The organism is Ursidibacter arcticus (assembly GCF_009761375.1).
Lineage (GTDB): Bacteria > Pseudomonadota > Gammaproteobacteria > Enterobacterales > Pasteurellaceae > Ursidibacter > Ursidibacter arcticus.
On the sequence record NZ_LEKM01000131.1, the window covers coordinates 1 to 12931 of the forward strand.

The following is a 12931-nucleotide window of genomic DNA, read 5'->3' on the forward strand; positions in this document are numbered from 1 at the left end:
TTGTCAATAATCTGAGGGTGCTTTTTAATCTTTTGCAACTACTACATAATACCGATTATTTGCTTAAACGCCTGTTGGATTTTTTGATGATCTTTAATGCCCTTTGCAGATTCTACCCCCGAATTAAGATCAACGCCTAAACAGCCTTGTGCTAAGGCTTGTTGTAGATTATCTAAGTTAATGCCGCCGGCTAAAAGAGCTTTTTGTTTTAGTTCTACGGGGATAAGCGACCAATTAAACACTTGCCCAGTTCCCCCTTGTTGAGTTGTTGTTTTGCTATCTAACACATAACGAGAGATTAAAGAATTATCGCTAAAGGTAAATTCAGTTGCTTGAGTATCAATAGATAACGCTTTCCAAACTTGAATTTTACCGTCTAATTTTTGATGTAATTGAGCAATATAGCCATCATCTTCATTGCCGTGAAGCTGAACTGCGTATAGTTCAAGTTGTTTTGCAATTTTCTCAACGAAATCGACCGCTTGATTTTGAAATACACCGACAAAACGTAATGGTGCTTGAGTAACCAACTCTTGAGCTTGACGTAATGATAATGCTCTCGGTGAATTTTCTGCAAAAATTAACCCACCGTATAATGCCCCATTTTGATAGACTGCTTGGACATCTTGTGGGCGAGTTAGTCCACATACTTTATTTTCACCCAAAATCACCGCTCTTACCGCATTATTCAGATCGATATTCCCCATTAAGCTACTGCCGATTAAAAAACCGTGAGCATAAGGTTGAATCGTTTTAACTTGCTGATGAGAATAGATCCCCGATTCGCTAATTAAGCGAATATCATCAGGAATTTGTGTGTGATATTTTTTCACCAAATCAACAATGCGGTTCATATCAATAGATAGATCGTGTAGGTTACGATTATTCACTCCAATAATTTTTGCCTTGAGAGCCAAAGCTCGCTCAAATTCCTGTTCATTACTGGTTTCAGTTAATACCCCCATTCCTAAAGAATGAGCTAAATCACTTAATTCACGATAAGTTTCATCATCAACCACTGAGAGCATCAACAAAATGGCATCTGCTTGGTAATAGCGAGCAAGGTAAACTTGATAGGTCGAGATCATAAAATCTTTGCATAAAATCGGCTGTGTAACTTGCTGACGAACTTGATTGATATAACGGAAATCACCTTGGAAATACTTTTCATCGGTTAAAACAGAAATTGCCGTTGCATAATGCTTATAGACTTGTGCAATCGCGTCTAAATCAAATTCTGCACGAATTAACCCTTTTGATGGTGAGGCTTTTTTACACTCTAATATATAAGCGGGTAGATGATGAGAATGTTTTGCAAATGACGCATAAAAATCACGATCACTTGGGATAATTTGTTGCTGAAATTGAGCAAGCGGAAACTGTACGGATTGCTCTGCCACCCATTGTGCTTTATCTTTCACAATCGTTTGCAGAATAGTCGGTTGATTTTGCATAGTAGATCCTATCTAAAACTTCAGAGTTTGTTTGCGGTTTATTACGACATAATACCGAAAAATCGTTTAAAATAGCGAAATATTTTATAGAGATAGACAATAAATGAAAACTCAAATTAGACAACACTTAAATGATCTCCAAATTGCAATGCGTTTACATCATCAATGGGAAGAAGTAGCCCCTTCTGCTGAAGCCTTAGCAAGTACCGACCCTTTTTGTGTGAATACATTATCGGCAACACAATGGCTACAATGGATTTTTATTCCAAGAATGAATGCACTGCTTGATGCCAATGCCGAGTTACCTCGCAATTTTGCCATCACTCCCTACTTAGAAGAAGCGTTAAAAGACGAAAGTTATCTTATGGCACTACACCAACCTTTATCTAAACTTGAGACGTTACTGAAAGGGTAAAAAATGCTAGAAATTATTTATCGTGATGACGAGTTGATAGCGATTAACAAACCTGCTGGAATGTTAGTACATCGGAGTTGGTTAGATAAACACGAGACTGTTTTTGCAATGCAAACGTTACGAGATCAAATCGGACAACACGTTTTCCCTATTCATCGTTTAGATCGCCCAACATCAGGGGTTTTATTATTTGCATTAAACAGTGAAATGGCTCGCATTATGAGTGAACTATTTGAACAACACCAAATGCAAAAAAGCTATTTAGCAATCGTGCGTGGCTATCTACAAGGCGAAGGGCGAATAGATTATCCTCTGAAAGTGCAGTTAGATAAAATTGCGGACAAATTTTCACAAGAGAAAGAAGCACAAAACGCGATTACCGACTACCGACACTTAGCTCAAGTAGAAATGCCCTACCCAGCAGGGAAATTTCAAACGGCTCGTTATAGCCTTGTGCAACTTTTTCCACAAACAGGCAGAAAGCATCAACTTCGCCGTCATCTGAAACATTTATTTCACCCAATTATGGGTGATACGAATTATGGTGATTTACACCAAAATCGAGCTTTAACCGCTAATACAGGCTGCGATAGATTATTTCTACACGCCAACTCTTTGCAATTTATTCACCCAAGAAATTTGCAAAAAATTGAGATAAACGCACCGCTTGATCTGCAATGGCAACAACTTTTTACTCAATTTAATTGGCATTTCCCCCAATTTTTCAGGTTTTAATCCCCTGATTAAAGTAAAATAAATGGACTACATTAGACACTAGGAACATAAATATGGACAATACATTACTTAGCCTAACCCACGAACAGCAACAACAAGCGGTTGAACAAATTCAACAACTGATGCAACAAGGCATTAGTAGTGGCGAAGCCATCGCTCTCGTGGCACAACAACTCAAAGAGAAACATCGTAGAGAACAATACAACAAAGGACATCACAGTGAGTAGGTTAATTTTCCCCAAACTGCAAGCTATGGAGTTGTTTATAAGCACCACTTTGAGCAAGTAGTTCGCTGTGTGTTCCACGCTCAATAATCTGCCCGTGATCAACCACCAAAATTTCATCTGCTTTTTCAATCGTTGATAAGCGGTGAGCAATAACAAGAACAGTACGATCTTTTTGTAGCTCATCTAATGCAGCTTGAATAGCACGCTCTGATTCCGTATCTAAAGCAGATGTGGCTTCATCAAGAACTAATACTGGTGAATTTCGTAATAATGCTCGAGCAATGGCTAAACGCTGACGCTGACCACCCGATAAGTTCACCCCATTTTCACCAATGATCGTATCCAAACCTTGTGGCATTTTTTCAATAAATTCCATTGCATAAGCCGCTTTAGCTGCTTGCTCAATCTCTGCTCGGCTATACTTATCTTTTGCCGCATAAGCGATGTTATTGGCAATCGTATCGTTAAAAAGGTGAACTTGTTGCGACACGATCGCACACTGTTCACGCAAATTATTTAAGGTGTAATTTTGGATCGGTTGATTATCTAAATAGATATTCCCTACATCAATATCGTAAAAACGCGTAATTAAATTTGCAATAGTCGATTTACCAGATCCTGAACGCCCCACTAATGCTAATGTTTTCCCAGCAGGAAGATCAAAAGAGATATTTTTTAGTGCAGGTTGCTCTTTACCATAATAGGTAAACGTTACATTTTCAAAACGAATATCCCCTTTTGCTCGCTCAACGTGGTAAGTACCATTATCTTTTTCTGTGGGTAAATCAAACAGGGTAAATAGGGTTTGGCAAGCTGCCATTCCTCGTTGGAACTGTGCATTAACATTGGTTAAGGTTTTTAATGGGCGTAAAATCCCCATCAACGCACCAATTACCGCAGCAAACTCCCCTGCTGTTAAACTATCCCCCATAATTTCAGGAGAACCCGCAATAAATAACACAACAGCTAAGGCTAACGAAGCAATAACCTGAATAATAGGGTCAGAAATTGCCGTTGCTGCCATCATTTTCATTCCCTTACGTCGCATATCATTACTTGTGCGGTTAAAACGCTCTTCTTCGACTTTCTGCCCACCAAAAGAAAGTACCACTTTATGCCCTCTTAGCATCTGCTCTGCACTTTCTGTCATACTTCCCATAGACTCTTGCATATTGCGGCTAAGTGTTCTAAATCGTTTAGATACCACGCGGATCAATATGGCGATAACTGGACCAATAAGAAAGAGGACTAATGAAAGACGCCAGCTATAATAAAACATTGTGATAACAAGAAAGAGAATATATACCCCCTCTCGAACCACACTTTGCAAAGCACTGGCTGATGAACTAGCAATCTGCTCTGAATCATAAGTAATACGAGATAATAATTTACCTGATGAATTTTGATCAAAGAAAGTTACGGGCATAAACATCAAATGTTTAAACACACGCTGACGCATTGTCATTACCACTTTGCCTGACACCCACGCCAAACAGTAACTTGATACAAAGCTAGTTAAACCACGAGCAAAAATCAACCCAACCACAATAAACGCCATTACTTTTAAAAAGTTACGATCCGCTTGTCCACCAAAGCCTTCATCAATTAAAGGTTTTAGCATTGTGATTAAATAAGCATCTGCTGCCGCATTAAATACCATTGCGACCATCGCCACTAAAATACCTAACTTAAATGGCGAAATCATCGGCCACAAGCGTTTAAAGGTTTGCCAAGTTGATTGATCTTGAGTTATCTCATCAATCGAGAAGGATTGTTTAGACATAATTTCTCTTTTATTCCATATAAATACACCGCTATTTTAAAGGGTATTTGGATTTCTACCAAGTTTTCGATCAACAAGCGGTAAGATTGGTTAAAAATTTTGCGTATTAATAAAAACACTTCAACACAAGCTGAAATACAATCGGGGCAAAAATAGACGAGAGAATACCGCAAAGTACCAATGCGACTGATGCGTAGCTACCTGCTTTTATGCTGTATTCCATCGCTCTTGCTGTACCTAATGCGTGGGAAACAGCCCCCATACTTAAACCGATTGCTCGAGTATTTGTTACTTTTACCCATTTTAGAATAGCAATACCAAAAGCAGAGCCTGTAATGCCAGCAATTGAAACTGCAACTGCACTCAATGCTGGGTTTCCACCCATCTCTTTAGTGATTGAAACCGCAATTGCGGTAGTAACCGATTTCGGTAATAACGCAAGCAAAATATCTTGGCTTGCCCCTAATGCTAAGGCAAATACTACGCCTGTTATCATTGTGAATAAGGTAGATGCCAACGCTAAAATGGCAATTTTTCTCCAGTGTTTAATAAGTTGGGGGAGCTGTTCATAGAAAGGAACGGCTAATGCGACAACTGATACACCAAGTAGCTGGTTAATCGGTAAATTACCTTGATAATATTGCTTAAAAGGAATGTTAAAAATCACTAACACACCTACAATTAGTAATAAAGAGAGAATAAAAGGATTTAAAATTGATGATTTTAGCTTTTTGCTTGCTTTTAGGCCGATAATAAATAGCAGAATAGTGAGTAAGCTATAAGCATAAATAGATAAATCATTCATCTTGTTGTCCTTCTCTCTCAAACAACCATTGTGCCAAATATCCGATAATAATTAAGCACCCAACAGTACTTAAAAAATTGGCAATAAATAAGGCTTGAAGATACTGATTAAGTACATCTATTTGCTCAATAATCCCTGAGCAAATGGGTAGGAAGAAAAGTGTCATATAGCGAGTTAAAGGGCGAGATGCAGGAGCAATCCATTGAATTTTAAAGATTTTTAAGACTAATAAACTAAATAGTAATAGTAATCCCCAAATGCTTTCTGGAATGCCTATCGGTAAAAGAATATTCAGCCATTGTCCTAGCAATAGCATCAAAAAAAGTAATGCTAATGCCACAATAAAACGTAGTGATTTAATTAACATTTTGCTTCCCGTTTATAACATTCGGTAATTAAATTAACCAAATACCTCAGAATGAGTGTTCAATCGAGTAAAAATAATACCTTTATCTGTTTTTCGATAGATTAATACTAAATCATTTTTAATATGGCAATCACGAAAACCTTACCAATTTCCAGATAAGGGGTGATCTCTATATTTTTCAGGCAACGCCAATCCATTAAAAAGACAATACATTACCTCTACCATTTCTGCCCCAAGCAATACTTCAGGGTGGCTAGCCAATTTTTTCAAATCACGCTTATACTCTTTGGTAAAACTAATTTCCATTAGTTTCCTCATTTGAAAATTGTTTCATCAATTCAAGCATCTCTTCCGTAGAATTAACTTGATATGTTTCAATCTCACCATTCAATGCTTCTTGCATTGCTCGAATTGTTTTTTTATTTGGCTGATAATTTAACTGAACAGGAATGGAGTTTGTGGCAACAACTTGTTGCAAAAACATTTTAATTGCTTGAGCTGGATTTAACCCGTAGCTTTCAAATACGGAGAAAGCCTGTTGCTTTAATTCTGCGTCTAAACGAAATGTGTATGATGTCATTTTATTTTCCTTTTCTCTATGTAAGACATTTGCATTACATTGTAAAACAAAACAGAGAATTTTCAACGTAAATTGCTATTGTTTCAATCTAAATCTCACCGCTTGTTTTGAGAAATTTGATCACTTTGTTTAAATCTCTGGTGCGTGTTGATGGGGGAAGGCTTTTTAAAAAAGTCGCTCCATAATGACGCATTACTAAGCGAGAGTCGCAAATAATGACAGCCCCTTTATCCGTAACATCTCGAATAAGCCGTCCAACACCTTGCTTTAAGGTAATAACTGCTTCAGGGATCTGAATATCATTAAATGGATCACCACCTTGCAGTTTGCAATCTTCCATTCTTGCTTTAAGCAAGGGTTCATCAGGTGCGGTAAATGGCAGTTTATCAATAATTACCAAAGAAAGTGCATCTCCTCGCACATCAATCCCTTCCCAAAAACTTTGGGTTGCCACCAATACGCTATTTGGTTCGGCAATAAATTTCTCAAGCAGACGACTTTTACTGGTTTCACCTTGTAACAATACGCTCAACTGGCTATGCTCCCGTAGGAAATCAGCTAAACCACGCATCATAAAATAAGAAGTACACAACAGAAAACAGCGACCATTATTCGCTTCAATAACAGGTTTGAGCAGTTGCCCTAATACTGTTAATGTATGGGATTTATTGGTATCAGGTAAATAACGTGGCACACAAAGTAATGACTGTTTTGCATAATCAAAAGGACTTTGTAATACCATTTGCTCCGCATTTTCAATCCCTAAACGTTGGCAAAAATGCTCAAATTTTCCTCCAACTTCTAAGGTTGCGGAAGTAAAAACCCAAGCTGTCTTTTGGCTTTTCATCTGCTCACCAAACTTATCCGATACCGTTAATGGGGTAATGTGTAAACCAAAATAGCGTCCATTCGCTTCATACCAGTAGCAGTAGCCGACCACCGTAGTATCGCTCAATTTTTTTAGTAAAACTTTGACTTCCGCTAAACGTTCAAAAATTTTATCTAACGTTTCGGAACGTCCTAGCGATTTTTTAACCACTTCACTTAAAAAATCAAGAGTTTCATTTAGCTTGTTTAACCCTTCAACAACTTTAGGATTATTCTGTAATTCTCTCAAATTCCCTCTTAGTGAGCCGTCCCCAAGCAGTAAGCGAAAATCTTGTACCACTTTTTGCAAATGATCCGATGCTTTACCGAGTTGAGCAAGATCTTTTAATTCGGAGCGATAGACAATGTTACAATCTTTGCAAATATCAAAAAGCTGGCGAGATGTTAAAGATTGCCCAAAATATTGGCTGGCAATATCAGGTAGTTGATGAGCTTCATCAAAAATGACTAATTCAGCGTCAGGAATTAGCTCTCCAAAACCATTTTCTTTTACCGCCATATCCGCACAAAAAAGATGATGATTAACTACAACGATATCCGCATCCATCGCCCTTTTTCGAGCTTGTACCACATAACACTCTTTATAATTCGGGCAATCCGATCCTAAACAATTCTCTGTGGTACTTACTAATTGCGGTAAGATCGGACTATCTTCTGCGATTGTGATACATTCGCTGAGATCGCCTGTTTTTGTTGAGCTATGCCACTTTCGCACTTTGGATAAATCATTTAAGACAGATTTATCGCCTAATACGCCCATTGCAATCAATTGATCTAACCGTTCCAAACATAAGTAATTTGCTCGTCCTTTCAATAAAGCCACTTTGCCTGTGTAATTCAAGGCTTTTTGGATCGTGGGAAGATCTCGATTAAATAGTTGATCTTGTAGGTTTTTAGAACCTGTTGAAACAATGGTTTTTTTACCTGATAGTAAAGCTGGCACAAGATAAGCGAAGGTCTTCCCTGTACCCGTTCCCGCCTCAATAACAGCACTACTTGCAAATTTTACGGCTCTTCCCACCGCTTGTGCCATTTCTAGCTGTGCCTGACGTGGACGAAAGCCTTGAATATTACTGCTTAAACGCCCATTGGGGCTAAAAGCATCATTGATTTTTTCTTGATATTTCATTCGTTAATCTGTTTTAATTTCTCTTCAAATCCCGTCAAAATGGGCTCACTAATTGCATCAGGTAGGTGACGATATTCAATTTGATTGAGATAAACCTGTTCTTGAGTAATTTCGTGTAGTATTTCTTCTACGATAATTTTTGATAACCCTGCCTGTTTCCCTGTATGGAAAATGTGACGTAACTGAATTTTATGCCATAGGTAATGACTGTTCTCTCCATACCAAGCCATTGCCATTTTTACTTTCTGTTTTGCTAAATTTTTATTAGCTATCAAGGGATAAGCTGAAATCACATCATAAAATGGAGTTAAGCGATAGCGATTGTGTGGTTCTAGAAATAAACTAAAATTCTTGGCGTGTCCATCAATCGCACAAAGTAACCAAAAGAGTATTTGTGCTTTAAAAAAATCTCTACGATCTCCCATTGAATTGCTTGAACCAAGTAGCAAATTCATTATAGCCAAAATCCCTACTCCACCATCATTTTGATATTTTCTTGCTGAAGGAATATTTAATGCTTGGCAGATATCTTCTTGCGGTAATCGAATTAACCATTTGTTATCTACTGACCAACGGCGATCAAACCTCTCTACAATCAATACTTTATTTTGTTCAAAATGTGCCAATTGAACAAGCGGTACTTTTAAACCAAATTTCTGCAAAATTTGTAAACAGAGCCATTCATTCTCACAACTTGTCGATAAATCTATTTGCCCTTGCCCAACAATTCCTATTGGCAATTTAAAAATATGGCTCGTTGGTGTACTGTGAAAAGGGCGTTTCCATACACCTTGGTGATAAAGTAAAGCTGTTTTTTCTTGTACTCCTGCAAGTGAGATACGAAAATCAGATTGAGCATTCATTCCTAGTGGAAAAGTTTGATAGTGTGTCAATAAATCCGCAATTTCTGTATCGCTTAGCTTTTTTGCATCAATTTGTTGAACTGACGATACATTACCTTGATAGAGTTGAATTGCTCCGACACAATCCTGACCTATTGCGGAAAGTAGATCAAAAGGCATTTTAGTGGTAGTTTGAAAACGTTGTTGAATACGAGAGCGAATTTGGTCGCTATCGGGTAGGAGATTATCAAAAAAATTATAAACCACTTCGCCTTGATAAACCTTATGAGACAAAGGTAAAGAAAGCGAAATAGCCCGTTTGCGTGGTGAGTTTAACCAAGTTTCTGTATATTGAAACTCTGTTGCTCCACTAGCTAATTTCCGCCAGTATCCAACATCTTCACCATTCATTGCAATATTAAGCACCTCTGCCATTACCAGACATCCCCATATTCATCTTTTGTTTGCTGATGCTTAGGACGAGGCTGTACGACTAGCTCTAATTCAAGGCTGGCAAGTATTTTAAATAATGTCTCAATTTTAATGTTACTACTATTATTCTCAAAACTTGAGATAGTGCTTTGTTTGATACTCGCTAACTGGGCAAGATCTATTTGGGATAATTTTTGCTGATAACGAGCTTCTCGAAGTGCGTGAGAGAGCATTTTTGATGTTGTCACTACCATATTTTGCCTTTTATACTCTTTAGAGGATAAACGATATATTATCCCCTAAAGAGTATAAAATCAAATATATACCTTAAAAGGGATAACATTAGGATCTATAGCGTTGAATTGTACTCTTCTCATCCAAAGCCTTTAGCCAAGCTAATTTTTCTTTAATCTGTTTTTCCATTCCCCGTTCAGTTGGGAAGTAGAATTGGGTTTCTTTTAAAGGTTCAGGGAAATAGTTTTCACCTGCAGCATAGGCATTCGGTTCATTATGGGCATATCGATATTCATCTCCATAACCTAATGATTTCATTAACTTAGTTGGTGCATTGCGTAAATGCTCTGGAACATCATAATCCGTTTCTTCTTTAGCAATGCGTTTCGCTTCATTAAATGCGGTATATACCGCATTACTTTTTGGTGCAACTGCAAGATAAATGACCGCTTGGGCAATGGCTCTTTCTCCTTCATAAGCCCCCACTCTTGTGTAGCAGTCCCAAGCAGCAAGTGCAACTTGCATTGCTCTTGGATCTGCATTACCGATGTCTTCCGATGCGATTGCTAATAAGCGGCGTGCAACATAAAGCGGATCGCCTCCAGCCGTTAATATGCGAGCATACCAATACAATGCACCATCAGGCGATGAGCCTCGCACCGATTTATGTAGTGCTGAAATGAGATCATAAAATCGATCTCCACCCTTATCAAAACGAGCTTGTCGTTCACCTAACACTTCAGTGAGTAAATTTTTATCTAGCAATTTTCCTTGGGGTAGTTGCTCTGCCATATCGCACATCAATTCCAAACAATTTAAGGCAAAACGTCCATCACCATTGACATAATTCGCAAGCAGTTGCAAAACATCATCTTGCAAAATCAGTTTTTCATTACCTAAACCACGCTCTTTATCAGTTATCGCATTTTGGAGAAGTTGCAAAATATCACTGGCTTGTAAGGGCTTTAAGATATAAATACGCACTCTTGACAATAGTGCATTATTTAATTCAAAGGAAGGGTTTTCAGTAGTTGCCCCAATAAATGTGATGGTGCCATCTTCGATATGCGGAAGAAAGGCATCTTGTTGGCTTTTATTGAAACGATGAACTTCATCGACAAACAGTAGTGTTCTGCGTCCTGTTTGTCGATTTAATTTTGCCTTATCTATCGCATCTCGAATTTCTTTAATACCGCTTGTCACTGCGGATATTCGTTCAACATCAGCATCTAAGGCATTGGCAATAATTTCAGCTAATGTGGTCTTGCCTGTACCAGGTGGTCCCCAAAAAATCATTGAGTGGCAATGCCCTGCTTCAATGGCTCGGCGTAATGGCTTACCTTGAGCAATCAAATGTGATTGTCCAACGTATTCATTTAAGTTGCGTGGACGCATTCGGGCAGAAAGCGGTCTGAAATCTGCTGAAAAATCCAAAGCTAAGCTACTCATCAGCGTAAATGTAATCCCCTACGAATTTGACGCATCAACAGAAAAATCCAAGGCCATAACACACCGCTTATAACTGCACCTAATAACTCTTGCACATTGAAATCTGCACTGTGTAAGACAAATTCCACAAAGAAAATAACAAATCGGATCAAAGCAATGTAAAGCATTACTAATAAACTTTGTAACCATAACGATAAGTTACGCAAAATAAGGTGATATTTCGCCACAAAATAGATAGCAATAGATAACACCAAAGCGTGCATACCTAAAATAGAGCCTAAGATTACATCCCAAATAATGCCTGCAATAAATGCTGTGCCAACACTAATTTTATCTGGTAGAGCTAACGCCCAATAAATGAGCACAAGCGCAATCCAAGCTGGGCGTAGCCCTTGGAAACCTGCTGGCCAAGGCATAATTTCAAGAACAAAAGAAATCATAAAAATAAATACCAACACTAATAACTGGAAAATGGCATTTTGTCTCATTGTTCTATTCCTTCTTCTGCACCGCTATTCACATCATTTTCTGCATCGGGAACGGGCGTTTCTTCTAAATGCTCTTCTGTTGTCGGCTCAGGATCTTGTACTTTCTCTTTTTGATTTGATTTTAAACGATCTAATGGGTTTAAACTTTTACGTCTTTCTTCTACTGCATTGCGTACATCTTGTGGCGAAATTGTTTGAGTGCGTAATTCTTCACTTGTTGGCCATAGTAGTAATAAATACCGCAAACGTTCTAATGATGCCAAAGGACGAGCAGTCACTCGTGCAAAATGGCTAGAACCATCATTCACGACTGTTTCAACGATTGCCACAGGATAACCTTCGGGGAAATTACCGCCCAACCCAGAGGTAACTAATACATCACCTTTGATAATATCAACTGTTCTTGGTAGGTGATCTAAGATAAGTTCATCATTATGCCCTGTTCCACTTGCAATACCGCGTACATCATTACGCAAAACTTGTACAGGAACAGAGTGTGTTACATCTGTCAATAACAGTACTCGGCTACTTTTCTCTCCAACTGAAATGATCTGCCCTACAACGCCTCTCTCATCAATAATCGGTTGTCCGACAAAAGCACCATCGGTTTTCCCTTGATTCACAATAACTTGCTGACGGTAAGCGTCCATTTCAGCCGTTAATACTTCAGCGACTTTTTTATATTCATCTTGTCGAAGTGGAGAGCTTAGTAATAGACGTAGTCGTTGGTTTTCTACTTTTAATTGATCAAGTAATAATAAATCTGCATTTTTTTCGCGAACTTGTTCTCTCAATACTTGGTTTTCTAACTTCAAACGCTGGCTATTAATAAAATTATTACTCACGCCATCAAGAACTAGACGAGGGCTATTGGCGAAGTAATATAAGCCGCTCACAGCGGTTTCTAAAACATTTCTGACCTGAATGATTGCTGAACTTCGCCCATCTAAAAAAATACAAATAATAGAAAGTGATACCGCAATAAATAGGCGAACACCAAGTGGGGGAGCTTTGGAAAAAATGGGTTTCATACTATAACTATAGGCTCATACTATAAAAAGGGCTATATTCTAAATGAAGAGTAAAATGAAAATGGACAATAG

14 protein-coding genes and 1 pseudogene are annotated in these 12931 nt (G+C 38.2%); 3 read left to right on the forward strand and 12 right to left on the reverse strand.

What is annotated here, in order from left to right:
• Nucleotides 1-41: 41 nt before the first annotated feature.
• Entirely contained in the window at nucleotides 42-1454 is a 1413-nt protein-coding gene (gene trpCF, locus A1D25_RS05095; protein ID WP_157394618.1) for a bifunctional indole-3-glycerol-phosphate synthase TrpC/phosphoribosylanthranilate isomerase TrpF, read from the reverse strand.
• A gap of 103 nt (nucleotides 1455-1557) precedes the next feature.
• Between trpCF and A1D25_RS05100 the strand changes: the two genes are divergently transcribed.
• The 3 genes from A1D25_RS05100 to A1D25_RS05110 are packed head-to-tail and all read left to right on the forward strand — an operon-like array spanning nucleotide 1558 to nucleotide 2831.
• A complete protein-coding gene (locus A1D25_RS05100; RefSeq protein WP_157394619.1) occupies nucleotides 1558-1869 on the forward strand; it encodes a YqcC family protein in 312 nt (103 codons plus the stop codon).
• Nucleotides 1870-1872: 3 nt separating this feature from the next.
• Entirely contained in the window at nucleotides 1873-2604 is a 732-nt protein-coding gene (gene truC / locus A1D25_RS05105) for a tRNA pseudouridine(65) synthase TruC (RefSeq protein ID WP_157394620.1), read from the forward strand.
• Nucleotides 2605-2657: 53 nt separating this feature from the next.
• Nucleotides 2658-2831, forward strand: a complete 174-nt coding sequence (locus A1D25_RS05110; protein WP_157394621.1) for a YoaH family protein — start codon at nucleotides 2658-2660, stop codon at nucleotides 2829-2831.
• 1 nt (nucleotide 2832) lies between these two features.
• On the opposite strand, the gene msbA is transcribed toward A1D25_RS05110, so the two are convergent.
• The 11 genes and pseudogenes from msbA to mreC form a co-directional block, all read right to left on the reverse strand.
• Nucleotides 2833-4614: a lipid A ABC transporter ATP-binding protein/permease MsbA gene (gene msbA / locus A1D25_RS05115; protein WP_205420580.1), complete on the reverse strand. Its 1782-nt coding sequence runs from the start codon at nucleotides 4612-4614 to the stop codon at nucleotides 2833-2835.
• 106 nt (nucleotides 4615-4720) lie between these two features.
• The gene (locus A1D25_RS05120; RefSeq protein ID WP_157394622.1) at nucleotides 4721-5419 is read right to left on the reverse strand and encodes an LrgB family protein; all 699 of its coding nucleotides are present in this window, start codon (nucleotides 5417-5419) and stop codon (nucleotides 4721-4723) included.
• Nucleotides 5412-5786, reverse strand: a complete 375-nt coding sequence (locus A1D25_RS05125; RefSeq protein ID WP_157394623.1) for a CidA/LrgA family protein — start codon at nucleotides 5784-5786, stop codon at nucleotides 5412-5414. Before A1D25_RS05125 ends, A1D25_RS05120 begins: the two co-directional genes overlap by 8 nt.
• A gap of 33 nt (nucleotides 5787-5819) precedes the next feature.
• Nucleotides 5820-6092, reverse strand: a pseudogene (locus tag A1D25_RS05130) (type II toxin-antitoxin system YafQ family toxin).
• Complete coding sequence (locus tag A1D25_RS05135) at nucleotides 6082-6366, reverse strand: type II toxin-antitoxin system RelB/DinJ family antitoxin (RefSeq protein ID WP_157394624.1); 285 nt, start codon at nucleotides 6364-6366, stop codon at nucleotides 6082-6084. The pseudogene A1D25_RS05130 and the gene A1D25_RS05135 overlap by 11 nt, the downstream one beginning before the upstream one ends.
• A gap of 88 nt (nucleotides 6367-6454) precedes the next feature.
• A complete protein-coding gene (locus tag A1D25_RS05140) occupies nucleotides 6455-8383 on the reverse strand; it encodes a DNA repair helicase YoaA (RefSeq protein ID WP_157394625.1) in 1929 nt (642 codons plus the stop codon).
• Nucleotides 8380-9660 (reverse strand): type II toxin-antitoxin system HipA family toxin, encoded by a 1281-nt coding sequence (locus A1D25_RS05145; RefSeq protein WP_157394626.1) that lies wholly within the window; start codon nucleotides 9658-9660, stop codon nucleotides 8380-8382. Before A1D25_RS05145 ends, A1D25_RS05140 begins: the two co-directional genes overlap by 4 nt.
• Nucleotides 9660-9911, reverse strand: coding sequence for a helix-turn-helix domain-containing protein (locus A1D25_RS05150; protein ID WP_157394627.1), 252 nt, complete (start codon nucleotides 9909-9911; stop codon nucleotides 9660-9662). The genes A1D25_RS05145 and A1D25_RS05150 overlap by 1 nt, the downstream gene beginning before the upstream one ends.
• Nucleotides 9912-9999: 88 nt before the next feature.
• Complete coding sequence (locus tag A1D25_RS05155) at nucleotides 10000-11340, reverse strand: replication-associated recombination protein A (RefSeq protein WP_157394628.1); 1341 nt, start codon at nucleotides 11338-11340, stop codon at nucleotides 10000-10002.
• Nucleotides 11340-11828, reverse strand: a complete 489-nt coding sequence (gene mreD / locus A1D25_RS05160) for a rod shape-determining protein MreD (RefSeq protein ID WP_157394629.1) — start codon at nucleotides 11826-11828, stop codon at nucleotides 11340-11342. The genes A1D25_RS05155 and mreD overlap by 1 nt, the downstream gene beginning before the upstream one ends.
• A complete protein-coding gene (gene mreC, locus A1D25_RS05165; RefSeq protein WP_157394630.1) occupies nucleotides 11825-12859 on the reverse strand; it encodes a rod shape-determining protein MreC in 1035 nt (344 codons plus the stop codon). Before mreC ends, mreD begins: the two co-directional genes overlap by 4 nt.
• Nucleotides 12860-12931 lie beyond the last annotated feature (72 nt).

Bases quoted from the DNA above. Each gene is read 5' to 3' on its own strand.
- trpCF (WP_157394618.1), bottom strand. From the start codon at position 1,454: ATGCAAAATCAACCGACTATTCTGCAAACGATTGTGAAAGATAAAGCA.
- A1D25_RS05100 (WP_157394619.1), top strand. From the start codon at position 1,558: ATGAAAACTCAAATTAGACAACACTTAAATGATCTCCAAATTGCAATG.
- truC (WP_157394620.1), top strand. From the start codon at position 1,873: ATGCTAGAAATTATTTATCGTGATGACGAGTTGATAGCGATTAACAAA.
- A1D25_RS05110 (WP_157394621.1), top strand. From the start codon at position 2,658: ATGGACAATACATTACTTAGCCTAACCCACGAACAGCAACAACAAGCG.
- msbA (WP_205420580.1), bottom strand. From the start codon at position 4,614: ATGTCTAAACAATCCTTCTCGATTGATGAGATAACTCAAGATCAATCA.
- A1D25_RS05120 (WP_157394622.1), bottom strand. From the start codon at position 5,419: ATGAATGATTTATCTATTTATGCTTATAGCTTACTCACTATTCTGCTA.
- A1D25_RS05125 (WP_157394623.1), bottom strand. From the start codon at position 5,786: ATGTTAATTAAATCACTACGTTTTATTGTGGCATTAGCATTACTTTTT.
- A1D25_RS05135 (WP_157394624.1), bottom strand. From the start codon at position 6,366: ATGACATCATACACATTTCGTTTAGACGCAGAATTAAAGCAACAGGCT.
- A1D25_RS05140 (WP_157394625.1), bottom strand. From the start codon at position 8,383: ATGAAATATCAAGAAAAAATCAATGATGCTTTTAGCCCCAATGGGCGT.
- A1D25_RS05145 (WP_157394626.1), bottom strand. From the start codon at position 9,660: ATGGCAGAGGTGCTTAATATTGCAATGAATGGTGAAGATGTTGGATAC.
- A1D25_RS05150 (WP_157394627.1), bottom strand. From the start codon at position 9,911: ATGGTAGTGACAACATCAAAAATGCTCTCTCACGCACTTCGAGAAGCT.
- A1D25_RS05155 (WP_157394628.1), bottom strand. From the start codon at position 11,340: ATGAGTAGCTTAGCTTTGGATTTTTCAGCAGATTTCAGACCGCTTTCT.
- mreD (WP_157394629.1), bottom strand. From the start codon at position 11,828: ATGAGACAAAATGCCATTTTCCAGTTATTAGTGTTGGTATTTATTTTT.
- mreC (WP_157394630.1), bottom strand. From the start codon at position 12,859: ATGAAACCCATTTTTTCCAAAGCTCCCCCACTTGGTGTTCGCCTATTT.